Here is a 22,003-nt window from a genome sequence, read left to right on the forward strand (position 1 = left end):
CTTCCCTCCGGTTCACCCCGGCAGAGAAGTTGGCGGCCGCGTCCCGGCTTGTTCCCCCAACTCCGTACCAAACCCATGGGCCGCACGCTGGAGAGCAAGCAACAGATCATCGAAGAGCTCAAGGGGCTCCTCGGTGAGGCCGAAATGGCGCTGGTCCTTGATTACAAGGGCTTGTCCATCAAGGAGATGTCTGATCTGCGGACCCGTCTGCAGGCCAACAGCGGCATCTGCAAGGTGACCAAGAACACCTTGATGCGCCGCGCCATTGATGGCAACAGTGCCTGGTCGGAACTCGATTCCCTGCTCACCGGCACCAACGCGTTCGTCCTGATCAAGGGCGATGTCGGTGGTGCCGTCAAGGCCGTTCAGTCCTTCCAGAAGGACACCAAGAAGTCGGATGTGAAAGGAGGCCTTTACGAAGGCAAACTTCTTTCCCAGAACGACATCAAGGCCATTGCCGAGCTGCCCTCCAAGGAGGTGCTCATCGCCCAGATCGCCGGTGCGATCAATGCGGTGGCCACCAAGTTGGCCGTTGGCATCAACGAAGTTCCCTCCGGCCTCGCCCGGGCACTCAAGCAGCACGCCGAAAGCGGCGACGCCACCTGAGCCCAGCGAAATCACCCCCGGCTCCGCCGGTCCAAGACCACAGATCTGTTGCTGATTCTCAATCATGACCACAAAAACTGACGACATTCTCGAGTCGCTGAAGACTCTCTCTCTGCTGGAAGCCTCCGAGCTCGTCAAGCAGATCGAAGAGGCTTTCGGTGTGTCCGCCGCCGCTTCCGCCGGCGTCGTGATGGCCGCCGCTCCCGCAGCCGCCGCTGAGGCGGTTGAAGAGCAGACCGAGTTCGATGTGATCCTCGAAGGCTTCGACGCCGCCGCCAAGATCAAGGTGCTCAAGGCCGTCCGCGAGGCCACCGGCCTCGGCCTGGGCGAAGCCAAGGCCCTTGTCGAGGCGGCTCCCAAGGCCGTCAAGGAAGGCATCAGCAAGGACGAGGCCGAGGCACTCAAGAAGTCCATCGAGGAAGTGGGCGGCAAAGTCACCGTCAAGTGATCCCGCCCGGCGGAGGGTCCCCTCCTCCGCCGACTTCATCCTCCGCAGCCGGTCTCTCGGGGCCGGCTTTTTGCTGGGTTCAAACGGCCAAAAAAAAAGCCCGCCGAAGGCAGGCCTTTGAGGTGGAACGATGCCGGGAGTCTGTCCTCGTTTCGACCCCGGGAGAGCGTTCTGCACTCCTCACACAAGACAACCATATGGCCTGGATCAGTTGGAAGCTCGCGGCGGGGGTCGCTGTGTCGACTGTCACTCCCGGAAGGGGATCACCTGCAGGGCGATCGGCCCACTCTCCAGTTCTCCACCTCTCGCCATGCTTCCCAGGACACGTCCAAGGCTCCCCGGCCCACCGCTGCTGATGGGCTGAACCGTCTCGCGGCTGCCCCCACCGGCCTGGGCGATCAGCTGCTCCAGGGGGGTGCTGGCGGCAAAATAGATGTGGTTGAGGGTTTGCTGGCCGAAGACGCGGCGATTCAGCTGCCAGTCGCTCTCGAGTTTGATCGGAACAAATCCCTCAGGGTCACGGCGGCTCACCTCCCCCCGTCCCACCAGCAGCAGGGTGGTGTCCGCCGGGCTCATGGCCTGCAGCTGCAGTTCGTCGCCCACCTGGCTGAGGCGAAGTCGGTAGCGGCTGGCCAGGTCCTGGTCCGCCACCCTCAGGGAGTAGGCGTTGCTGCCGGCGTAGCTGGTGCAGATTCCGCGGGAGTCGAAGCGATTCATCGAGGCCTCCACCAGGCCATCGGGCCGGGCCTGCCAGCAGGGCTGGCCGTTGGCCGTCTGCTCGATCAGCACCAGCGACCAGTCGGCGAAGCCGACCGGCTTGGCCAGCACCGCAAACTGCGACGCCTCCACCGGCTGGCTGTCGAACACTCCGGCGGCCTCAGCCAGGGGCGTTGTGACGGCCTGGAGCGTGGTGGCGGCCAGACCAGCCCCCGCGAGGGCCAGGTAGGTTCGCTGCATGGTGGATTTCCTGTGTTCCAACATCGTCGCCACGGTCTACGGCACCACTGTCTACCGAACATTGGCCGGATTGCCCAGTGGCTGCTGAGCCGGTGAGGGTGGTGGCCGCCGCCTGTGATGGCGCCTGCCGGGGTAATCCGGGCCCGGGAGGCTGGGGCTGCCTGCTGCGTTTCGAGGACGGCAGCGTGCGCGAGCTCGGTGGGGCCGCCGCGGCAACCACCAACAACCGCATGGAACTCACCGCTGCCCTGGCCCTGATGGAGGAGTTGCGCCAGCTGCCGCTTCACCCTGACCTGCGTCTGACAGCCGCTACCTGATCGATGGTCTGACCAAGTGGATGGCGGGCTGGAAGCGCAAGGGCTGGCGTACAGCCTCCGGCGGACCCGTGCTCAACCGCGACCTCTGGGAGGAACTGGACCGGGCACGCCTCCCTGGGGTGCGCCTGGTCCACGTCAAGGGGCACAGCGGTGATCCCGACAACGACCGCTGCGATGAGATCGCCGTGGCCTTCTCGCGCGGAGGCTCCCCTCCGCTGGCCACTGGACCCGGGTCCAGCGGCCAGCGGAACGCTCCTCAATCTGGAGCGGCTGAGGTGGATGGGCTGGAACAGCCGGCCCCTGCGGTCCTGGGCGAGCTGCTCACCCGTCTTGAAGTGGCCGACCGCCTGGCCAGCGGCGGTTATGCCCTGACAGCCGCCGAGCTGGCCCGCCTCGTGGAGCAGCCCCTGGCCCGTCTGCAGGAGCGGCAGGGTCCCTGGATCTGGCGCGACTGGCGGGTGAGTCCCGCCAGCGAAGGCCGCTGGCGGCTGGAGCGCGCCGAGCCCTCCCTGCAGGAGTCCCCATGATTTTGGAGCGACCAGAGCCTTCCTCCTCAGGCACCACCGCCGGCACCAGCACGGGCTCGCTCTACCGACGCTGGGTGGGTCCCCTGCTCGCCAGGGATGAGGGGGCCGATGCCGAGCAGCTCAGCAGTCTCACCCTCGCCGCCCTGGCCCAGGCCTCCCTGCGCCGCGACTGGCCCCTGGTGTCGGGCAGCCTGGCGGGCCTTGGGGCCGAGCTGCAACGTCGCGACCATCGCCTCGAGCAGACCCTGTTCGGTTGCCGCTTCGCCAATCCGGTGGGACTGGCTGCCGGCTTCGACAAGAACGCGGTGGCCGCAGGAATCTGGCACCTGTTCGGTTTCGGCTTCGCCGAGCTGGGCACGATCACCTGGCACCCCCAGCCCGGCAATCCACGGCCGCGGCTGTTCCGCCTGGCCCAGGAACGGGCTGCGCTCAACCGCATGGGCTTCAACAACGACGGTGCCCAGGCCGTCAAGCGCAACATCGAGCGCCAGCACCTGCCCCCGCCTGGCCAGAGGCCCGCGGTGCTGGGCCTCAATCTGGGCAAGTCGAGGATCACCTCCCTGGAGCTGGCCCCCGATGACTACGCCTCCTCCCTGGAGCTGCTCTCGCCCCTGGCCGACTACGTGGTCATCAATGTCAGTTCACCCAACACCCCCGGCCTTCGCGACCTGCAGGACGCTGTGCAGCTGAGGCGCCTGGTGGAGCGGCTGCGTCGCCTGTCGGCCTGCCCGCCGTTGCTGGTCAAGATCGCTCCCGACCTCGAAGACGACGCCATCGACACGATTGCCCGCCTGGCCTACGAGGAGGGCCTCGCCGGGGTGATCGCCGTGAACACCAGCGTCAACCGGCTGGGGCTGGAGAACCGTCGCCTGCCCCAGACCGGGAGGACCCTGGCGGAGGAGGCGGGGGGGCTGAGCGGCGCTCCCCTGCGCGGCCGGGCTCTGGAGGTGATCCGGCGCCTGCGGGCCACAGCCGGACCAGCCCTGCCGCTGATCGGTGTTGGCGGAATCGATTCCCCCGAGGCCGCCTGGGAACGGATCACGGCGGGAGCCTCATTGATTCAGGTTTATACAGGCTGGATTTACCAGGGGCCGGGCCTGGTGCCGGCGATTCTCGAGGGCCTCGGCGACCAGCTGGACCGCCATGGCTGCAGCCATCTGAGTGAGGTTGTGGGCAGCGGCCTGCCCTGGCGCTGAGCGCTGGCCCTGTCTCCCGATCGAGACGGGTCTGCAGGGGATGTGCGCAAACGGCGCGAGGCCGATACGCTGCATCGGGATTCCAGGACGTGACGATTGGTCCTTGCCGGCGTTCAGGAACAGCTTCAGCCTTTAACAGCCCGTCTTTTTCCTCGCCGGGTCTGGCTGGCACTCGAGGATGACGCGGTCACGGTGCTCACCACCAGGGGCCATGGCGAGCCTGTACAGCTGGGACTGCTGAGGCGGGTGCCCCTGCCGCGCGGGGCCTGCTCCGCCGGTGACCCTCTGCAGGTGATGGCCCTCGGCGACCTGATCGGCGATCTGCTGGTGGAACTGGGCCTGGTGGGCGCTGAAGTGCTGGCGGTGCTGCCCGCCGCCGCCTGTTCCTGGAGGGTGGTGGAGTGGCCCTTCGACGACTGGCCCGAGTCGGCGGATGAGGCCCTGCGCCAGATCGATCCCCCCCTGGGGCTTCCCTACGACCTCTCCCAGGCTTACGTCGGCCTGATGCCACTGGAGGGTGCAGGTCAGCAGGCCTCCGGTCACTGCTCCTCGCTGCTGGTGACTGTCCCGCGCCAGCGCGTGCTCAGCTGGATTGAAGTGTTCGACATCGCCGGGGTTGAGCTCGAGCGGCTCGAAGCCCCCCAGGTGTGTGAACTGCGGGCCCTGGCCTCCTTGCTGGAGGGGGGCGATCCCGGGCTTCTGGAGGCTCTGCTGGTGGTGGACGAGCGAGGAGGGCGGCTCACCTTGCTGCGCCGCGGCGTGCCTGAGTACGAGCGGCAGTGGACAGGGGCGATGGCCGAGGACGAGGTCGAGCGGTGCATCGCCTACTGGCGCGGGCTGGATCCCGCCGTGAACGGGGTTCGTCTCTGGCTGGCCGGCTCCAGCTCCGATCTGCCCCTGCTGGCCGGGACCCTGAGCCAAGGCCGCGAGTGGCCGATCGAGATCCTCGATCCTGTGGCGATGGGCTGGATGACCATGCCCCCTGACAGCGGCGATGAGGGCTCCCTGCCGGGTTGGTCCCTCACCAGCCTGTATGGGTTGATGCGGGCGGAGCTGGCCCGATGAGCCCAGTCCTTCCTGGTCTGGACCTGCTGCGGGAGCGCCGGCTGGAGCTGGGCCTCAGCGCCGAGCCGCCCAGACCGCCCGATGCCAGGCGACTGCTGATGATCGGCTCCGCCATCGGTGGCGCCATCGTGCTGGCCAGCGTGGGTGTCGCCATGGTGCTGAAGATCCAGGGACTGCTGCTGGAGCAGGAGCTCACCCGTCTGGCGCCGGTGAGAACCCAGGTGGAGACGATCGAAGCGGAACTCGCCGCTGACAAGGCTGGTCTGGAGCTCAAGAGCAAGGGCAATGCCGAGCTGGTGAACGGCCTGGTGGCGGTGCGATCAGGTTCGGCCCTGTTGACCGACCTGGCAGGCCGCACTCCGGTCGCCTTGCAGCTCACATCAGTGCAGGTGGGCAAGGATGATCTTCAGATCAAAGGCCGCACCGGTGATCCAGGAGCGTTCGAGCGGATCAACGCACTTGTTCTGCGCCTGAAATCCTCCCCGCTGATCGATCCGGCCAGCGTGAACCTTGGCCGTGCCATCCGCAACGACACCGACGCGAGCAAGCCCGGCAAGGGCCCTGAGAGCGGCCTGGTGGAGTTTGAAATCAGTGCGGCTTTCAGCCGTCCGCCGTCCAGTTCTGCCCGGTTGACTCAGCTGCAGGAGCTGGGTGCCGGGGGTATGGCCCGTCGCCTGGAGCTTCTGCAGAAGGAGGGCCTGCTGCGATGACCAATCTTCAGCAGGGCGCTCCGCCCCGGTCTCTCCTTCTGCGCAATGGTCTGCTGATCGGACTGCCGGTGGCGGCCGGGGTGCTGGTGGCGGGCCTGGTGGCCCTTCTGGGAGTGTTTCAACCCTGGAATCAGGTCCGCCGCAACCAGCTTCAGCTCGATGAACTGCGGGGCATGAGCGAGCGCTTGCCGTTGCTGCGTGCCCAGAGGGTGCGCCAGCTCGATCAGGTCAAGACGGTGGATGGACAGCGCTCCAGCCTGCTGAAGCTGATCGCCGGCAGTGGCCAGATCAGCACCTTCCTCGCCCAGCTCAACCGGGAGGCGACGGCCACCGGGGTTCAGCTCGATGTGTTTGAACCCGTGGAGGCACCTGCGGCTGGGGGCAAACCGGCCTCGGCCCCGGCACCTGGGGCTGCCAAGGACAAGGACGCCGCCCCCCCTTCCGATCCCCTTGAAGCCGATGGCCTGACCAGGACCACTCTCCTGCTGAGTGCCCGTGGCCGTTATCCGAACCTGCTGGTGTTCATGCGCAGGCTGGAGCGTCTCAGCCTGCTGGTCGCCCAGAGCGACCTCAACCTGGATCTCGAATCCATTCCCGCACAGGCTCAGCCAGTGGCCAACAGGCCTGGAGCTCAGCCCCAACGGGTCCCCCAGGTGGTGCTGAAGCTCAACCTTGCCCTCTACGGGGAGGGGCCGGCTGCCAGGCCAGGTGCCAGATCGGCCAGGGTTGCCCAGGCCTCACCACCAGCCGCCACCCCGCCAGCCGCCAATTCAGCGGCGGGAAGACCTCCGGCAGCCCCCCAGCCCACCGCACCACCTCCGGCCCCAGCCCAGTGAGGAGGGGGGGCACAGTCGCATTTGGTCATCTGGTGTTTACAGAACACGTCCCATAACATTCCGACGTGATGGATGCGTTGATGGCCCCAGCTGGTCTTGGATTCCGTGCCGGTCTATGGCTGGCCACCACCGGCAACCTGCTGGCAGCCTTACCTCTGACAGTGACTCCAGCTCCAGTGCAGGCCCAGGCGGCCATCCGCCAGGACGGCCTGCAGCTGAAGCTGCGTCGCCTGCCCGATGCCCTGGAGCTCGTGATCCAGGATGCGGGCACCGGCGTCGACCTTCGCCAGCAGATGCAGGGTCAGGTGTGGGTGGGTGAGCTGCGCACCGAGCAGATCCGGGGGCTCAAGGCCGGTCCCCAGTCGCTCTCGATGACCGATGCCGGCGTGGATTCCATCACCTTCGACGGCACCGGCACGGAATTCCAGCTGAAAGTCACGCCGATGCCGGGACGCAATCTGGGCACGCCGTTGGTGAGCAGCGATGGCCGAAATCTGACCGTGCGCTTCAACGCACCCCAGGTGCCGATGAGCCAGTCGGCCGGTGTGGATCTGCGGGCGCCGGCACGGGTGCCCACCTCGTCCTTTGTGCCTCCCCTGCGGCCCCGTGCCGTGGCACCCCCCTCCGGCGATATCGCCGTGGGCACGATGACGATCCGCAATCGCGGTTATCTCAGCCTTTACGGTCCGCCTGTGACGCTGACCACCCGCAGCGCCAATCCCCGCGATGTGCTGATGGTGCTGGCCCAGATGGGGGGGTATGGCTTTGCCTTCTCTGACCCCGCCTTGACGGCTGGTAGCAATCCCCAGGGCCCCAGGCCGAGCCTGTCTCCTGTGACCGTGGCCTTCCAGAGCGAGCCTTATGAACGGGCGTTCAACTTCGTTCTGCTCTCTTCCGGGCTGCAGGCCCGCAAGGAGGGCAACACGATCCTGGTGGGCTCCGACGTGCTGGGCAAGACGATCGGCCCACAGATGTCGAAGGTCTATCGACTCAACCAGGTGTCTCCCAACTCGGCAGCCGATTATCTGGCCAACCTCGGCGCCCAGGTCACCAAGACCAACACGATCACCACCGCTGTGTCCCAGGGCGTGCCGCTGGGGGCTCAGCCCGCCGGAACTGGCCTGACCGCCACCTCCCAGAGCACCACATCCACCCAGCAGACCGTGGAAGCCTTCGGGGCCTCATCCGGTCCACTGGTGGGGCTGCGCGCCACCACCGATCCACGCCTCGGCACGATCACGATCGTCGGAGAACCATCGCTGGTGGCGATCGGAGAGCAATATCTCAAGCAACTGGATCTGCGCCAGCGCCAGGTGGCGTTGTCCGTGAAGATCCTGGACGTGAATCTTACAAATACAAGCGATATAGATAACAGCTTTGCCTTCCGCTTCGGCAACAACTTCATCGTGAATGATGGGGGACGTTTGTTGGCGGCTTTCGGACGCAATCTGCCGCCAACGGCCAATGACTTCCGGCGGGGTGTCCCCAATAATCTGGAGGTCGAGCTGACCCCGGGAACCGGCACGACCCCTGGCACCATCACCACGACTGGTGACAACCTGCCAGGTCTTGTCGCCACTGGGGCAGCGGCACTCAATGGGGCGACCTCGACAGGCAGTTCCCTGGTGGACGGTATCCGCCGCAACCCCGGCCTGAACTACCCCGACAACCAGTTCTTCGACTTCCTTCAGGCTCAGATCGTCTCGGAGAACGCCAAGGTGCTGGCCAGCCCCACCTTGATTCTCAGTGAAAACCCGGAAACCATTTCAGGGGGTGCCGATATCGGTGCCGGGGGGCTTTCCGGTCAGGCCGGAGACACCTCAGGCCTGAGCGCGGCCACGATCGGTCGCACTCGGGCCAATGAATCCTTTGTGACGGTGGGCCGCCAGGTGGTGACGGCTTTTGACGTCACCAACACCGCCAATGTGGGCACCACCTGTGAACCCACCTTCAGCACCGCCGGCCTCACCTTCGGTGCCCGTGTCTCCAAGATCGACGACAATGGCTTCGTGACGTTCACCTTGTCCCCGGCCATCTCCGGGGTGGTGGATCGTCAGCCGGTTCCAGGCTGCGGCGATATCGACATCCTTCGTCTCCGCCGGTTGGACACCGGCAGCGTGCGTGTCCGCGATGGCCAGACCCTCATCCTCACCGGGGTCATCTCGGATGAGGATTTCCAGGTGGTGTCCAAGTGGCCGATCCTCGGTGATCTGCCCCTCCTGGGTCAGTTCTTCCGCAAGACCACCGGCTCACGTAATAAAAGTGAACTCGTGATCCTGGTGACGCCGAGGATCATCGACGATGAGCAGGGAGGCACCTACGGCTATGGCTATAACCCCTCCGGCCGGGATGCTCGCCGCCTGATCTACAGCCCCTGACGCTCAGCTCAGAAGGCCAGGGGCGCGAAGTATTTGATCGCCAGCGGCGCCAACTGCTGGAAGATCGCTGCTGCGCCCTGCAGGAACTGGCCTCCCCAGCCATTGCCTGCGTCCTTGCCGTCCGGATTCTTTTTCAGGTCTTCCGCACCTTTGCGCAGTTGCTGAGCCACCGGCTTGTTGCCCTGCTGCTCATACAGGCTGGCGGCGTAGGTGAAGTCGGCGGCGGCCAGGTCGCGCTTGTCCTGCTCCGCCCGGCTGATGCCACGGGCCAGCCAGCTCAGTGGAGCGTCGGGTTGTTTCTGGATCGCCTGATTGAAGTAGGTCTCGGCCTCGCTGGCTCGTCCTTGGAGCGCAGCCTCCACTCCGGCATTGTGCAGATCGGCGTAGCTTCTGGCGCTGGGATTCACTCCCACCGCTTGCTTCCAGTGGCTCCGGGCCAGGGCGTTCACGTCGAGCAGTGCTCCGCTGAGATCGGCCTCGCGCAGATCCGTGCCCTCTAGCTGGGCGCCGCGCAGGTCGGCGCCGCGCAGGGAGGCCCCAAGCAGCGAGGTGAACGTGAGGTTGGCCCCCTGCAGATTGGCGCCATCCAGCTGGGCGCGGCTGAGGTTGGCCCGCTGCAGCTGGGCTTTGCTCAGATCGGCGTCCCGCAGGTCGGCAAGGACCAGATCCGCGTCCTGCAGCCGGCAGCTGGAGCAGGCCCGCCTGTCGAGCAGGCGCATCACGTCATCGGCCTCGGCAGCCTGCACGGCTCCTCCGAGGAGCTGGGCGCCGGTGGCCAGCAGCAGGGCGCCCTTCAGGAGAGGGCCATGGGATCGCAGCGGGGGCGCCATGCCGGAGGGAGTGAAGCGGGGTGGATTCAGCGGGTGGCCGCAGCGTCGGCCTTTGGATCGCGGTGCTCGATGCACAGCGACGGCCAACTTTCATCCATCCACAGCCCGCCGGCAAGAGCACCAGATCCGCCATTGCGGTGAACAGTCGGCTGAGCCAGGGGGCGGTCCGCTTGAGCAGGTCTGGAGGCAGAGTCCGTTGACCCAGTCCCTGAGACTGATTCCGGCCATCGGTCCACCAGCGGGATCGGTTCCAGCCAGGTGGTGCCCGATGGGGAGATCCTGACTCGTTCAGGCTGGGGCGCATGGGCATTCACGCTGGGGACCCTGCTGGAGCTGTCATGGACGGTGGGGCCCTCGAGCGCCATGGCGGCAACCTGGAGGCCGTGGCCAGGCGGTTGGGTTGCCGCCCCGCTGATCTGCTCGATGCCAGCGCTTCCCTGGTGCCCTTCGGGCCTTCCAACGGCGTGCGCAGGCTGCTGCAGGCGGTGCTGCGCACGCCGGCCGGGTTGCCCTCGCCCCTCAGGGATTATCCCGACCGCCAGCAGTTGCGGCTGCGCCAGGCCATCGCCGCCCGCCACCAGCTCGATCCGGCGTCGGTGCTGCCCGGTAACGGGGCGGCGGAGCTGTTCACCTGGCTGGCCCGCGACGCCGCCGCTGTGGGCACCAGCCTGCTGCCCACACCAGGGTTCGCCGACTACCCCCGGGCCCTGGCCTGCTGGGGTGGGTCCTGGAGTCCCTGGCCGCTGGATCTGCCCGATCCGGGCCCGGCAGTCTGGCCCCAGCCCCTGCCATCACTTCCAGCCGGGTCCATCCAGGCGCTGTGGGTCACCAATCCCCACAACCCCACCGGCCAGCTCTGGAGCCGGGCTTCGCTTGAGCCACTGCTCGAGCGCTTCGCGCTGGTGATCGTCGATGAGGCCTTCCTTCCCCTGGTGCCCAGCGGGGAGAGCCAGTCCCTGGTGCCGCTGGTGGCCCGTCACCCCGGCCTGGTGGTGATCCGCAGCCTCACCAAGCTGCTGGCGATCGCTGGCCTGCGCCTGGGGTATGCCGTGGCGGATCCTGCCCGGCTGCGGCGGTGGGCCGCCTGGCGTGACCCATGGCCGGTGAATGGTCTGGCGGCCGCAGTGGGTGAGGCGGTGGTGGGCGATCGGCTCTGGCAGGAGCGGGTGCAGCGCTGGGTGGCGGTGGAGGGTCCCTGGCTGCGGCAGCGGCTGGCGCAGCTGCCAGGTCTCACGCCACTGCCTTCGGCCGCCAACTTCCTGCTGCTGCGCTCCGAGAGCTCCCTGGTGGGGCTGCGTGAGCGGCTGGAGCGCCACCAGCGTGTGCTGCTGCGTGACTGCCGCTCCTTTGACGGACTGGGGGAGTGCTGGTTGCGGATCGCCCTGCAGGACCGGCGCAACAACCGTCGCCTGCTGCGGGCCCTGCGGCAGGAGCTCACCCCCTAGCCAGCTCGATCAGCAGCTCCGCCAGCCGTTGATCGGCGTCGCGCACGGCCAGGCGCTCCATGCCCGCCCTCAGGGTGTTCAGGGGATCGAGGCCAGGACTGGTCCCGCGCAGCCGCGGACCCAGCAGGCGCCACACCGCCTGCTCCAGGGCCTGGTGCTCCGGGGCGTGCTGCCACACGATCACGGCGGCGCCTGCCGCGGCGGCGGCTTCAGCGTTGGCGTCCTGGTGGTGGTCGGCGGCCTGCGGGAACGGCACCAGGATCGTGGGCGTGCCGCAGACGGCCAGTTCGCTGAGGCTTCCGGCCCCCGCGCGGCTGATGGCCAGCTGGGTGTGCTGAAGAAGGCCCGGCAGGTCGTCGCTGAAGGGCCGCTCGATGTAGGCGGGGATCCGCAGACGGCCGGTGTCGGGATCATGGCTGCCCGTGAGATGCACCACGCGGCAGCCGGCGGCCACCAGCTTCGGCACCAGGGGACGCACCATGCGGTTGAGGCCGACAGCCCCCTGGCTGCCACCCATCACCAGCACCAGGGGGCCTTCGCCCGCTGGCACCCAGCTGGGCAGAGGGGCCGGCCGCAGGAAGTCGGCGCGCACCGGCGTGCCTGTGACCAGGGGGCGGCAGCGGGGCAGCCGCTCCGCCGCTTCCCGCAGTCCCACCGCCACCCGGCTGCAGTGACGGCCGAGCAGGCGGGTGACCCCTCCCGGGATGGCATTGGATTCATGCACCACCACCGGCACACCGCACCAGCGGGCCGCCAGGATCGCCGGGGCGGCGATATAGCCCCCGGTGCTGAACACCAGACTGATGCCCTCCCGGCGGATCAGCCGCCTCACCGCCACGCTGGAGCCGATCAGGCGTATCAGCTGCCAGAGCTTCTGCAGCCCCTTGCCCTGCAGTCCCCCAGCCCGGATCGTGTGCAGCGGGTAGCGCCTGGGCACGAGCTCGGTCTCGAGGCGGTTGGGCACCCCCAGCCACTGCACCTGCCAGCCATCGGGCAGGGCCTCGGCCACCGCCAGGGCAGGGAACAGATGTCCGCCAGTGCCGCTGGCCGCGATCAGGAGCCTGGACATGGAGCTTCGCTGATGCGCGCGTCGCGCTACCGGGGCGCGCCTAACTTAAAAGGGCCGCCATGGCTGACCTCGATGCCGCAGTCCCGCCCGTTTCTCGCCGTGTTGCTCGCGGCCTCGGTGGTCGCGGCCCTGCCGGCCGCCAAGGCCGCTCCGCCGAGTCCGGCTCTGCTCCAGAGCCTCGAGACGGCCCTCAACAGCGGTCAGCCCTCCAGTCTGTCGGCCCTGGTGGAAGCTGGTCCCGGCCTGGATCCCGCTCGGCTGGAGGCCCGCTACGCCATCCTGCGCGACCGCTTCCCGGATGCCCGCTGGCAGGTGAGTCCAGGCACTCCACTGCGGGATGGCCGCCCCACCGTGGCGATTGTGGTGAGCGGCAGCCGCTCCGAAGGCCCATTCCGCTACACCCTCCAGGCGGAGCAGCTCCTGGCCCTCAGTGCCAGTGGCTCCCGGCTGAACGGGCAGGAGCTGATCCGCGAAACCACCACACTGCGCAGCGGTGAGGCGAATCTGCCGGTCAGCGTGCTGATTCCGGATGCGGTGCTCACCGGTCAGCGCTACGACGTGGACGTGGTCTTCGATGAACCGCTGGATGGGGCGGTCGCCGCCGGCGGCATCGCCGCGATCACACCGGCTCAGATCAGCGCCCTGGAAACCCCTGACCTGGAGCTGGCGGCTCTTGGTGGTGGAGGGTTGTTCAAGACGGTGCAGGCGCCTCTGACGCCCGGCAGCCAGACGTGGGCCGTGCTGCTGGTGCACCCCAAGGGCATCGTCAGCACCACCAAGCGTGTGCGGGTGGTCGCCGACAAGGCCGCGCTCACTCCCTGAGGGCCTCGAGGTCCCCGTCTGACTGGAACCACCGTGCCAGGGCAGACACATCCTCATCGCCGTGGCCGGCGGCAATCAGGACATCTTCGATCCCGGCCACGCTGGTGCTGATCGGCAGGGTCACTCCGGCGGTGGAGGCCGTTTCGAGAGCGATCGCCAGATCCTTGCGGTGCAGGGCCAGCCGGAAGCCGAGGGGGTAGGTGTTCTCGATCATCTGGCTGGCGCGGTGCTGCAGGGCCCAGGAGCCGGCGGCGCCCCCCTCGAGGGCGTTGCACACCTGCTGCAGAGGCAGCCCAAGGGCCCTGGCCAGGGCCAGTCCTTCGGCCAAGGCGGCATAGCTCCCGGCCACCAGGATCTGGTTGACCGCCTTCACCTGCTGACCCGAGCCCACAGGACCGAAGTGGCTGATCCGGTTGCCGACCACCTCCATCAGGGGCCGGGCCCGCTCCAGCTGGTCGCTGGCGCCTCCCACCAGCAGGGAGAGCGTGCCGGCACGCGCCCCCTCCGTGCCTCCGGTGACCGGGGCATCGAGATAGCCCACCCCCAGCTCACCCAGGCGGGCGGCCAGACGCTGGCTGGTGGCCGCCGCAATCGTGGAGAAGTCGATCACCAGGGAGCCTGGAGTCACGGCCTCGGCCACTCCGGCCGGGGCAAAGAGCACCTCCTCGACGGCGGCGTCATCACTGAGGCAGAGGACGATCAGTTCGGCGGAGGCAGCCGCCTCCGCAGCCGTGGCGGCCCTGGTGGCCCCTGAGGAGGCCAGCGGCTCTTCCGCGGTCCTGGTGCGGTTGTGGACGATGAGGGGGAAGCCGGCCGCCAGCAGCCTGGTCGCCATCGGGGCTCCAAGGGCCCCCAGTCCGAGGAAGGCCACGGCTGGATGGCCCTGACAGCCCGGTTGCTCCGGGCCTCCGGGGAAAGATCTGGTCATCGGTTCTGCCCGTTCAGTTGGCACCTGGACATCCAGCTACCGGAGCATGGTTCTTGGGAATCCTTATCGTCATGTCCGTCATCCGCAATGCCCAGCTTGTGCTGATCCCGCCCGCGGCGGCTGCCCTGTCGATGCTGCTGCAGGTGGGCTCAGGCCAGGCCCAGCCCGGCGCTGCTCCCGGTGACCGGACATCTCCCACGCGTATCCAGCTGACCCCCAGTCAGAAAAATGAGTTGTTCAAGGGGCAGCGCAGTCTCTCGTTGCGGGCCCATGCCGACATGATCGCCATCCTCCAGAAGGGACAGCGTTGTCTCGACGAAGCCAGGGACCTGGAGGCACTCAGCGCCTGCCGCCAGACGGAACGCCAGGCCAAGCGTGATCTGATGAACCGGAACCGGGAGGAGGCACGGGCCCTGCATCAGCGGCTGGGTTTGCCGGTCCGCGACGGTCGGGACGGCAAGGGCGCCCGCGGCACGTGAGGCAGCGTCGGTCGGCTGGCCGGATGACGGAAACGCTGGACATTGAGGTCAAGGCCAGGACCACGTGTGAACAGCACTCCTCGATCCAAGGGATGGCCAAAGCCGGCTGAATCCGGTCAGGGGGATGAGAGTGTACTGGCCTCATCGGACCGTTGTCCTGCCCCTTTCCGTGGTCAGGGTTTTCTTGTGTTCCTCACAACCTGCAGGCTGTCGAGTTGCTCTCAGGCCTGCTTTTGGATGGCGGGATTGGCTGAGTGAGATAAGGGTAACTACCTGTGGACTTCCGGGCTGTTCGTCCCGCTCTGTGAAATCTGGTTGAAGTTTGGATGTTGTTGGGCTTCAAGCATGGATTTGGAACGAAAAATCTGGGGAGTCTGCCACTCCTTCGGTGCCTGAGGTCATCTCGTATTCCGCGATTCTCTGCGAGGAGGTCATGGCTTTCCTCGCGCCGAACAGCGACGAAATAGGACAGCTTGGGCATGCTTTAGCCATATTCATTGGCAATCTTCGCAACGCACCCAACCCGATGGATTGGGGTAGTCGATGCCAGTCAATATCAAGACTTCATGCGGACTTCCCTGGAGATTGCGGTGGGATCTCCGGTCAAATCCGAGTACACTGCCGAGTACGTCGAACAGCCCCTGTCATTCACCTTCCGGAGTTTCGATGGGGATTGGGTCAGTGTCGGAAACGGCCGTGATCGTGTCAACGGAGAGCTTCAGAGCTGACGGCAGGATCCGATCACAGGCGAGTTCATGGGGCAGGCTCCTCCTTCGCCCAAGCCTGCCCCCACGTCCCTGGCCTGTGCCGATCAGGCGATCAGACGTCGTCGAGGGCGGCGACGCCCGGCAGCACCTTGCCCTCCAGCAGTTCGAGGCTGGCACCACCGCCGGTGGAGATGTGGCTCATCTTCTCGGCCACACCCACCTTTTCCACCGCCGCCACCGAATCCCCGCCACCGATGATGGTGCAGCAGCCCTTGGCGCTCAGGTCCGCCAGGGTGTGGGCCACACCGTTGGTGCCGGCGGCGAACTTGTCGAACTCGAACACGCCCATCGGCCCGTTCCAGATCACCGTCCTGCAGTCGGCCAGGGCAGCCTGGAAAGCCTTGAGCGAATCCGGGCCGATATCCAGACCCATCCAGCCGTCGGGGATCACGTTCACCGAGGTGGTGAGCGTCTTGGCGTCGGGTGAGAAGGCGTCGGCCAGCACCACGTCGGTGGGCAGCAGCAGCTGCACGCCCTTGGCCTTGGCCTTGGCCTCCAGCTCCCTGGCCAGCTCGAGCTTGTCGTCCTCGACAAGGCTCTTGCCCACCGCCAGGCCACGGGCCTTGTAAAAGGTGAAGATCATGCCGCCGCCGATCAGCACCTTGTCGCACTTGTCGATCAGGGCTTCGAGCACGCCGATCTTGCTGCTCACCTTGGAGCCGCCCACGATCGCCGCCAGGGGACGCTTGGGCTCATCGATGGCGCCCTGCAGATACTGCAGCTCCTTCTCCATCAGGTGACCGGCCACATTCGGCTTGAGGTATTCGGTCACCCCTTCGGTGGAGGCATGGGCCCGGTGGGCGGCGCCGAAAGCGTCGTTCACGTACACCTCGGCCAGGGCCGCCAGCTTTTTGGCGAATTCGGTGTCGTTCTTCTCTTCTTCGGCGAAGAACCGCACGTTCTCCAGCAGCACCACATCCCCGTCGGCCATGGCCGCCACCTTGGCCTCGGCATCGGGGCCGATGCAGCTGTCGGTCTTGACGACCGGCTTGCCCAGAAGCTCGCTCAGACGGACGGCCACCGGTGTGAGGCGCATCGCGTCGTTCACCTCGCCCTTGGGCCGGCCGAAGTGGGCGGCCAGGATCACCCTGGCGCCCTTGGAGATGAGGTCGTGGATAGTGGGCAGGGCCGCACGGATGCGGGTGTCATCGGTGATGGCACCGCTCTCATCCAGAGGTACGTTGAAGTCGACCCGCACCAGAACACGCTTGCCTTGCAGATCGGCCGCGGACAGGCTGGTCAGGGATCGCTTCGCCATGGGGTCTGGGGAGGTCGAGGATGGGAGAGATTAACCTGCGGCCCCCGGCCCGGGTCCCAGGCGGGCGCTAGGACAAGTGGGGCGGCGCGTTCTGTCCGACCCTTGCGCCGGGATGGCGACCACTGGATGGCGAACCCATGTTCAACACTGTTCTGTTTCCGATCGACCAGAGCCGCCAGACCATGGACACGGCGGCCTTTGCCCTGAAGCTGGCCCAGCAGCACGGCAGCCGCCTGGTGGTGCTTTCCGTGGTGGAGGCCGAAGAGGGCGTGATGCACGATGCCGCTGCCGTGGCGCGACTTCTGGAGCAGGCCCGCAGCCATTTCGAGCAGGCTGGTGTGGCCTGTGACGTCATCGAGCGGGAAGGGCGGCCTGCCTTCGTGATCGGAGATGTGGCCGATGAGATCGATGCCGACCTGATCGTGATGGGCACCCGCGGACTGTCCCTCGATGCCGATCAGCCCAGCACGGCGTCGCGGGTGATCCAGCTGGCCCCCTGCCCTGTGCTGGTGGTGCCTTGATGGAGGGCATCGCCACGCCCGCTGGCGAGGGCCTCAGCCAGTCGGCTCCCGCAATCCAGTGGTATCCGGGGCACATCGCCAAGGCGGAACGGCAGCTGTTCACCCAGCTCGCCAAGGTCGACCTGGTGATCGAGGTGCGTGATGCCCGCATTCCCCGGGCCACCGGTCATCCCCGCCTGCAGCGCTGGATGAAGGCCAAGCCGCGTCTGCTGGTGATCAACCGCCGCGACATGATCAGCGAAGCGGCCCGCCAGGCCTGGGACCTCTGGCTGCGTGAGCGGGGCGAGACTCCCTGGTGGTGCGACGCCAAGGTGGGCACCGGCGTGAAGCAGTTGCAGGAGGCTGCGATCCGCGCCGGATCCCAGCTCAACGCCCGCCGGGCAGGCCGGGGCATGCGGCCGCGGCCGGTGCGCGCCCTCATGCTCGGCTTCCCCAACGTGGGCAAATCGGCCCTGATCAACCGCCTCGTGCGCCAGAAGGTGGTCGACAGCGCCCGCCGTGCCGGGGTCACCCGCACCCTGCGTTGGGTGCGCCTGGGCCAGGAGCTGGATCTGCTCGATGCCCCCGGCGTCCTGCCGCCACGCCTCGATGACCAGCGCGCCGCCCTGCTGCTGGCCCTCTGCGACGACATCGGCCAGGCCGCCTATGACGGCGAGGCCGTGGCCGTGGCGTTCCTGCACCTGCTCGAGTCGCTGCAGCGGCACCCGGCGGCGGGGATCTCATCCGGAGGCGTGCTCGGGCGCTACAGCGTGCCGGTGCCCTCCCCGATGGATGGCTGGAACTGGCTGGAGGCCGCCGCCGCACGCCACACCAGCGGCGACACCGCCCGGATGGCCCAGCGCCTGCTTGACGACTTCCGCCGCTCCCTTCTCGGCCCGATCGCCCTGGAACTGCCTCCTGATCCGGCATGACGGGCTTCGGTGAAGGAGAGGGGGAGCTGCTCACGCTCCAGTACCCGAAGCCGCTGCCGATGCGGCTCGACCGCTGGCTCGTGGCCCAGCGGCCCGAGCAGAGCCGGGCCCGCATCCAGAAGTTCATCGAGGCCGGCTACGTGCGGGTCAATGGCGTCACGGGGCGGGCCAAGACTCCCCTGCGACTCCACGACGAGGTGGAGCTGTGGATGCCGCCGCCTGAGCCACTGCCCTACCTGATGCCGCAGCCGATCCCCCTCGATGTGCTCTACGAGGATGCCCACCTGATCGTGCTCAACAAGCCGGCGGGCCTCACCGTGCATCCGGCTCCGGGTAACCGCGACGGCACGCTGGTGAACGGTCTGCTGCACCACTGTCCCGATCTGCCCGGGATCGGCGGCGAGATGCGCCCTGGAATCGTGCATCGCCTCGACAAGGACACCACCGGATGCATCGTGGTCGCCAAGAGCCAGGAAGCCCTGGTGCGGCTGCAGGTGCAGATCCAGAAACGGGTGGCCTCAAGGGAATACCTGGCCGTCGTGCATGGGTCACCGGCGCTCGGGAGTGGAACGATCGTGGGGGCGATCGGTCGTCACCCCGCCGATCGCAAGAAGTACGCCGTGGTGGCCGAGGAGAAGGGGCGCTTCGCCTGCACCCACTGGACCCTGATCGAGCGCCTCGGCGATTACTCATTGCTGCGCTTCCGGCTCGACACCGGCCGCACCCATCAGATCCGGGTCCACTGCGCCCACATCGGCCATCCGATCGTGGGTGATGCCACCTACAGCCGCTGCCGCAAGCTGCCGCTGGAGCTTCCTGGCCAGGCCCTGCATGCGGTGGCCCTCGGCCTCGATCATCCGATCAGCGGTGAGCGTCTGGCCTTCGAGGCTCCGTTGCCGCCGGTGTTCGAGGCCCTGCTCACCTCCCTGCGTCAGCGCCTCAACCCCCACCGCGTCGAGGATCTGACGGTCTGAGCGGCAGACGGGGGCCCTGGTGCACTCAGCGGGAGCCTGGGCTGGCTTCCTCGAGCATCACGTCGAACAGGGTGAGTCGCTCGAGCTGGTCGGCCACGGCGATGGCGGTGAGCACCGCAAAGCCGATCGGCAGCAGCAAGGCGTAGTTCTTGCTCAGCTCGAAGGTGAGCAGGATGGCCGTCAGCGGGGTGCGCGTGAGGGCCCCCAGGAAGGCGCCGCCGCCGGCGAAGAGCAAGGTGGCCGGGGCATAGGAGAACAGCAGCAGGCAGAGCTGCTGCACCAGGGTGCCCAGGGAGGCCCCCACCACCAGGGCCGGTGCCAGAAAGCCGCCCGGGGCCTCTGCCGCCACGGCCACGGCTGTGCCCACCCCCTGGACCCCCAGCGCCAGCAGGGCGGTGGAGGGGGCGCTCAACCCCAGCAGGGCGTCGAAGTCGAGGCTGTCGGGGTTGTCGAAGCTGTCCGGCAGGAGCGACCAGCCCAGGCCGATCATCAGACCCACCAGCGGCAGCAGTTGCCAGGCCGCCAGCCGCAGGGGCCGCAGGGTCAGGCGGAGCCGCAGGATCCCCCGCTGGTACAGCACCGCCAGGCCACCGGCGAGCGCCCCCAGCACCAGCAGGATCGGCACATCCACCAGACGGAAATCATCGAGGCGGCTGGGGTAGGGGATGATCGGCATCAGTTCCCTCAGCCAGGCCGGCCCCACCGATGCCGTTGTGAGCAGACGGGTCCAGGCGATCGTGGCGAAGGTGGCGAAGGTGGCGATGGCGTTGGTGCGGACGTCGGAGCGCTTGAGCAGCTCCTCGATCGTGTACATCGCGCCACCGAGGGGGGAGTGGAACACGGCCGCCAGCCCGGCGCCACTGCCGATGGCCACCGCCAGGCTTTGCTGAGGGTCTTTCCTGGAGAGCCGATCGGCGGATTCCCTGGCCAGGGAGGCTCCGATCTGGATCGACGGCCCCTCGGGCCCCACCGGGATCCCCCCGCCGATCGCCACGCCACTGGCCAGTAGCTTCACCACCGCCACCCTCCAGCCCATGGGCACCGGCACCCCCCGCAGCCAGAGCATCACCTGAACGATCCCCGATCCCTTGGCTCCGGGCTCCACACCACTGATCAGGGCTCCGGCGATGCCGCCCCCCAGCAGGCCCATCAGCGGCAGCACGAACCAGCGAGGCAGGTGGTTGGCCAGCTGCAGGCGCACGGCATTCACGGTCTGGATCTCCAGTCCGTAGACCCAGATCGCCACGGCGACACCGATGCCGATCGCATTGACCAGCAGGAACAGCCTCAGCAGGTGCCTGATCTTCTGCCGGGGTGTCGGGGGCTGGACGGACATGGCTCAGGCCGGTGCCGGCAACCGGGGGCAGGCCTCCACCAGCTGGCGCGTGATCACGGCCTGGGGCCGCTCGAGCATCGCTCCGGCGGGCCCTTCCTCCACGATTCGCCCCCCGTCGAGCACGATCAGCCGCTGGCAGAAGCCGCCGGCCACAGCCAGGTCGTGGGTCACGAAGATCAAGCCCAGGCCGAGACGGCCCTGAAGCTGCCGCAGCAGGGCCAGCACCTCCGCCTGCACCTCGGCGTCGAGCATGCTCACGCTCTCATCGCAGAGCAGCACCTTCGGCTCCAGCACCAGGGCGCGGGCGATCGCAACCCGTTGCTGCTGGCCGCCGGAGAGCTGACGCGGCAGGCGGTTCTCGTAGAGCTCCGGCGGCTCCAGCCCAACGGTGGCCAGCCTGTCACGGGCCCTGGCCCGGGCTTCGGAGCGGCTGGCCAGGCCATGGATCAGCAGCGGATCCGCCACCGCCTCCCCCACTGTCATGCTCGGATTGAGGCAGGCCAGCGGATCCTGGAACACCATCTGCAGGCTGCGGCGGGCCCGGGCCAGCTCGGCCCCGCCCATCCGGAGCAGGTCGCGGCCCTCCAGGCTCACGCGACCGCCCCGCACCGGCGTCAGACCCATCAGGGCACGGCAGAGGGTGCTCTTGCCGCAGCCTGATGCTCCCACCACCCCGAGGGTTTCGCCCGGCCCAAGGCGCAGGCTCACTCCATCGACGGCCTTCAGCCAGCGCCGTCGCCAGGGTGCCGAGGGTAGGGGATGCCAGCAGCGCAGTTCCTCCAGTTCCAGCAGGGGTGCCGTGTCGGTCGAGGGCGGGGTGTGGCTGCCTTCCCGGGCACGGGCCGCCGCCACCAGCCGCTGGCTGAGCGGTGCCTTCGGAGCGCTCAGCAGGCCGCCGGCCGGGCCCTCCTCCACCACCTGACCATGGTCGAGCACCGCGATGCGCTGGCACCAGCGCCCCGCCATGGCGAGGTCGTGGCTGATCAGCAGCAGGGCACTGCCGCTGTCCCGGCAGAGGTCGGTGAGCTCGGCCATCACCTGGGCCGCCACGGCCACATCCAGGCTGGTGGTGGGCTCATCGGCGATCACCAGCGCCGGCTCCAGGGCCATGGCCAGGGCGATCGCCAGCCGCTGGCGCATGCCGCCGCTGAACTCATGGGGATAGCTCCCATAGCGATCCGTGCCGATGCCCACCCGCTCCAGCAGTTGCCGCGCCCGCTGGCGCACCCTGGCCCGATCCCAGTCGGGACGATGGGCCGAGAGGGTGTCGCTGAGGTGCTCACCGATGCGCAGCAGCGGGTTCAGCCTCGTCATCGGGTCCTGGAACACCAGCCCCACGGCCTCACCCCGCAGTCGGCGCAGGGCCGGACGCTTCAGCTCGCGGGGGTCCTCGCCGGCCAGCCGCAGGCCGCCGCTGCAGCGGCTGCCGGGTGGGAGCAACTGCAGCACGGCCCGCGCGACCGTGCTCTTGCCGCAGCCGGATGGACCCACCAGCGCGAGGGTGTCACCGGAGCCCAGGCGCAGGTTGAGGCCATCGAGGGTCGGCGCTCCGCTGCTGCCCGGGTAGCTCACGATCAGATCGCTGATCTCCAGCACCGGCTCGGTGGCACGCATGACGGCCAT

The 22,003-nt window shown here is 67.9% G+C and carries 20 protein-coding genes and 1 pseudogene; 14 read left to right on the forward strand and 7 right to left on the reverse strand.

All coding sequences use genetic code 11. The features are described 5' to 3' along the window. Positions 1 to 75 precede the first annotated feature (75 nt). Positions 76 to 606 carry a 50S ribosomal protein L10 gene (gene rplJ / locus I1E95_RS10020; protein ID WP_197161926.1) on the forward strand — a complete coding sequence of 177 codons (531 nt, stop codon included), beginning with the start codon at positions 76 to 78 and terminating at the stop codon, positions 604 to 606. A gap of 64 nt (positions 607 to 670) precedes the next feature. After that, positions 671 to 1,054 carry a 50S ribosomal protein L7/L12 gene (gene rplL / locus I1E95_RS10025; RefSeq protein WP_197161929.1) on the forward strand — a complete coding sequence of 128 codons (384 nt, stop codon included), beginning with the start codon at positions 671 to 673 and terminating at the stop codon, positions 1,052 to 1,054. A gap of 246 nt (positions 1,055 to 1,300) precedes the next feature. On the opposite strand, the gene I1E95_RS10030 is transcribed toward rplL, so the two are convergent. Continuing rightward, complete coding sequence (locus I1E95_RS10030) at positions 1,301 to 2,011, reverse strand: DUF3747 domain-containing protein (protein ID WP_197161932.1); 711 nt, start codon at positions 2,009 to 2,011, stop codon at positions 1,301 to 1,303. Between the two features lie 77 nt (positions 2,012 to 2,088). Between I1E95_RS10030 and I1E95_RS10035 the strand changes: the two are divergent. The 6 genes and pseudogenes from I1E95_RS10035 (at position 2,089) to I1E95_RS16915 (ending at position 9,040) form a co-directional block, all read left to right on the forward strand. Further along, positions 2,089 to 2,855, forward strand: a pseudogene (locus I1E95_RS10035) (ribonuclease H). Beyond that, positions 2,852 to 4,051 (forward strand): quinone-dependent dihydroorotate dehydrogenase, encoded by a 1,200-nt coding sequence (locus I1E95_RS10040; protein WP_197161934.1) that lies wholly within the window; start codon positions 2,852 to 2,854, stop codon positions 4,049 to 4,051. The pseudogene I1E95_RS10035 and the gene I1E95_RS10040 overlap by 4 nt, the downstream one beginning before the upstream one ends. Before the next feature lie 192 nt (positions 4,052 to 4,243). Further along, positions 4,244 to 5,116: a type IV pilus biogenesis protein PilM gene (gene pilM, locus I1E95_RS10045; RefSeq protein WP_231594554.1), complete on the forward strand. Its 873-nt coding sequence runs from the start codon at positions 4,244 to 4,246 to the stop codon at positions 5,114 to 5,116. Next, a complete protein-coding gene (locus tag I1E95_RS10050; RefSeq protein ID WP_197161940.1) occupies positions 5,113 to 5,826 on the forward strand; it encodes a PilN domain-containing protein in 714 nt (237 codons plus the stop codon). The genes pilM and I1E95_RS10050 overlap by 4 nt, the downstream gene beginning before the upstream one ends. After that, positions 5,823 to 6,662 carry a hypothetical protein gene (locus tag I1E95_RS10055; RefSeq protein WP_197161943.1) on the forward strand — a complete coding sequence of 280 codons (840 nt, stop codon included), beginning with the start codon at positions 5,823 to 5,825 and terminating at the stop codon, positions 6,660 to 6,662. Before I1E95_RS10050 ends, I1E95_RS10055 begins: the two co-directional genes overlap by 4 nt. Before the next feature lie 80 nt (positions 6,663 to 6,742). Then, on the forward strand, positions 6,743 to 9,040 hold the full coding sequence (locus I1E95_RS16915; protein ID WP_231594555.1) for a type II secretion system protein GspD: 2,298 nt from the start codon (positions 6,743 to 6,745) through the stop codon (positions 9,038 to 9,040). 8 nt (positions 9,041 to 9,048) lie between these two features. On the opposite strand, the gene I1E95_RS10065 is transcribed toward I1E95_RS16915, so the two are convergent. Further along, the gene (locus tag I1E95_RS10065; RefSeq protein WP_197161946.1) at positions 9,049 to 9,870 is read right to left on the reverse strand and encodes a pentapeptide repeat-containing protein; all 822 of its coding nucleotides are present in this window, start codon (positions 9,868 to 9,870) and stop codon (positions 9,049 to 9,051) included. Positions 9,871 to 10,208: 338 nt separating this feature from the next. On the opposite strand from I1E95_RS10065, the gene I1E95_RS10070 reads away from it, so the two are divergent. Beyond that, positions 10,209 to 11,315, forward strand: coding sequence for a histidinol-phosphate transaminase (locus I1E95_RS10070; protein WP_197161949.1), 1,107 nt, complete (start codon positions 10,209 to 10,211; stop codon positions 11,313 to 11,315). Here I1E95_RS10070 and I1E95_RS10075 read toward each other — a convergent pair. Continuing rightward, positions 11,305 to 12,384: a glycosyltransferase gene (locus I1E95_RS10075; protein WP_197161952.1), complete on the reverse strand. Its 1,080-nt coding sequence runs from the start codon at positions 12,382 to 12,384 to the stop codon at positions 11,305 to 11,307. The two genes, I1E95_RS10070 and I1E95_RS10075, sit on opposite strands and share 11 nt — an antisense overlap. 72 nt (positions 12,385 to 12,456) lie before the next feature. On the opposite strand from I1E95_RS10075, the gene I1E95_RS10080 reads away from it, so the two are divergent. Next, on the forward strand, positions 12,457 to 13,206 hold the full coding sequence (locus tag I1E95_RS10080) for a hypothetical protein (protein WP_197161955.1): 750 nt from the start codon (positions 12,457 to 12,459) through the stop codon (positions 13,204 to 13,206). Here I1E95_RS10080 and I1E95_RS10085 read toward each other — a convergent pair. After that, positions 13,196 to 14,134 (reverse strand): NAD(P)-dependent oxidoreductase, encoded by a 939-nt coding sequence (locus tag I1E95_RS10085; RefSeq protein ID WP_197161958.1) that lies wholly within the window; start codon positions 14,132 to 14,134, stop codon positions 13,196 to 13,198. The two genes, I1E95_RS10080 and I1E95_RS10085, sit on opposite strands and share 11 nt — an antisense overlap. Before the next feature lie 71 nt (positions 14,135 to 14,205). Between I1E95_RS10085 and I1E95_RS10090 the strand changes: the two genes are divergently transcribed. Next, entirely contained in the window at positions 14,206 to 14,613 is a 408-nt protein-coding gene (locus tag I1E95_RS10090) for a hypothetical protein (RefSeq protein WP_197161961.1), read from the forward strand. A gap of 819 nt (positions 14,614 to 15,432) precedes the next feature. On the opposite strand, the gene pgk is transcribed toward I1E95_RS10090, so the two are convergent. Further along, positions 15,433 to 16,638, reverse strand: a complete 1,206-nt coding sequence (gene pgk / locus I1E95_RS10095; protein WP_197161964.1) for a phosphoglycerate kinase — start codon at positions 16,636 to 16,638, stop codon at positions 15,433 to 15,435. A gap of 137 nt (positions 16,639 to 16,775) precedes the next feature. Between pgk and I1E95_RS10100 the strand changes: the two genes are divergently transcribed. The 3 genes from I1E95_RS10100 to I1E95_RS10110 are packed head-to-tail and all read left to right on the forward strand — an operon-like array spanning position 16,776 to position 19,044. Further along, positions 16,776 to 17,159, forward strand: a complete 384-nt coding sequence (locus I1E95_RS10100; RefSeq protein WP_197161966.1) for a universal stress protein — start codon at positions 16,776 to 16,778, stop codon at positions 17,157 to 17,159. Further along, a complete protein-coding gene (gene ylqF / locus I1E95_RS10105; RefSeq protein WP_197161969.1) occupies positions 17,159 to 18,070 on the forward strand; it encodes a ribosome biogenesis GTPase YlqF in 912 nt (303 codons plus the stop codon). Before I1E95_RS10100 ends, ylqF begins: the two co-directional genes overlap by 1 nt. After that, positions 18,067 to 19,044 carry an RluA family pseudouridine synthase gene (locus I1E95_RS10110; RefSeq protein WP_197161971.1) on the forward strand — a complete coding sequence of 326 codons (978 nt, stop codon included), beginning with the start codon at positions 18,067 to 18,069 and terminating at the stop codon, positions 19,042 to 19,044. Before ylqF ends, I1E95_RS10110 begins: the two co-directional genes overlap by 4 nt. Positions 19,045 to 19,069: 25 nt before the next feature. Here I1E95_RS10110 and I1E95_RS10115 read toward each other — a convergent pair whose 3' ends face one another. Continuing rightward, positions 19,070 to 20,380, reverse strand: coding sequence for a ClC family H(+)/Cl(-) exchange transporter (locus I1E95_RS10115; protein WP_197161974.1), 1,311 nt, complete (start codon positions 20,378 to 20,380; stop codon positions 19,070 to 19,072). A 3-nt stretch (positions 20,381 to 20,383) separates the two neighbouring features. Continuing rightward, a complete protein-coding gene (locus I1E95_RS10120; RefSeq protein ID WP_197161977.1) occupies positions 20,384 to 22,003 on the reverse strand; it encodes an ABC transporter ATP-binding protein in 1,620 nt (539 codons plus the stop codon).

The organism is Synechococcus sp. CBW1107 (assembly GCF_015841355.1).
Taxonomy (GTDB): domain Bacteria; phylum Cyanobacteriota; class Cyanobacteriia; order PCC-6307; family Cyanobiaceae; genus Regnicoccus_A.

Excerpts from the sequence above, each read along its gene's own strand:
- rplL (WP_197161929.1), top strand. The coding sequence starts at position 671 with ATGACCACAAAAACTGACGACATTCTCGAGTCGCTGAAGACTCTCTCT.
- I1E95_RS10065 (WP_197161946.1), bottom strand. The coding sequence starts at position 9,870 with ATGGCGCCCCCGCTGCGATCCCATGGCCCTCTCCTGAAGGGCGCCCTG.
- I1E95_RS10030 (WP_197161932.1), bottom strand. The coding sequence starts at position 2,011 with ATGCAGCGAACCTACCTGGCCCTCGCGGGGGCTGGTCTGGCCGCCACC.
- I1E95_RS10090 (WP_197161961.1), top strand. The coding sequence starts at position 14,206 with ATGTCCGTCATCCGCAATGCCCAGCTTGTGCTGATCCCGCCCGCGGCG.
- ylqF (WP_197161969.1), top strand. The coding sequence starts at position 17,159 with ATGGAGGGCATCGCCACGCCCGCTGGCGAGGGCCTCAGCCAGTCGGCT.
- I1E95_RS10100 (WP_197161966.1), top strand. The coding sequence starts at position 16,776 with ATGTTCAACACTGTTCTGTTTCCGATCGACCAGAGCCGCCAGACCATG.
- I1E95_RS10080 (WP_197161955.1), top strand. The coding sequence starts at position 12,457 with ATGCCGCAGTCCCGCCCGTTTCTCGCCGTGTTGCTCGCGGCCTCGGTG.
- I1E95_RS10120 (WP_197161977.1), bottom strand. The coding sequence starts at position 22,003 with ATGGCCGTCATGCGTGCCACCGAGCCGGTGCTGGAGATCAGCGATCTG.
- I1E95_RS10075 (WP_197161952.1), bottom strand. The coding sequence starts at position 12,384 with ATGTCCAGGCTCCTGATCGCGGCCAGCGGCACTGGCGGACATCTGTTC.
- pgk (WP_197161964.1), bottom strand. The coding sequence starts at position 16,638 with ATGGCGAAGCGATCCCTGACCAGCCTGTCCGCGGCCGATCTGCAAGGC.
- I1E95_RS10070 (WP_197161949.1), top strand. The coding sequence starts at position 10,209 with ATGGACGGTGGGGCCCTCGAGCGCCATGGCGGCAACCTGGAGGCCGTG.
- I1E95_RS10055 (WP_197161943.1), top strand. The coding sequence starts at position 5,823 with ATGACCAATCTTCAGCAGGGCGCTCCGCCCCGGTCTCTCCTTCTGCGC.
- I1E95_RS10115 (WP_197161974.1), bottom strand. The coding sequence starts at position 20,380 with ATGTCCGTCCAGCCCCCGACACCCCGGCAGAAGATCAGGCACCTGCTG.
- I1E95_RS10040 (WP_197161934.1), top strand. The coding sequence starts at position 2,852 with ATGATTTTGGAGCGACCAGAGCCTTCCTCCTCAGGCACCACCGCCGGC.
- rplJ (WP_197161926.1), top strand. The coding sequence starts at position 76 with ATGGGCCGCACGCTGGAGAGCAAGCAACAGATCATCGAAGAGCTCAAG.
- I1E95_RS10110 (WP_197161971.1), top strand. The coding sequence starts at position 18,067 with ATGACGGGCTTCGGTGAAGGAGAGGGGGAGCTGCTCACGCTCCAGTAC.
- I1E95_RS10085 (WP_197161958.1), bottom strand. The coding sequence starts at position 14,134 with ATGACCAGATCTTTCCCCGGAGGCCCGGAGCAACCGGGCTGTCAGGGC.
- I1E95_RS10050 (WP_197161940.1), top strand. The coding sequence starts at position 5,113 with ATGAGCCCAGTCCTTCCTGGTCTGGACCTGCTGCGGGAGCGCCGGCTG.
- I1E95_RS16915 (WP_231594555.1), top strand. The coding sequence starts at position 6,743 with ATGGCCCCAGCTGGTCTTGGATTCCGTGCCGGTCTATGGCTGGCCACC.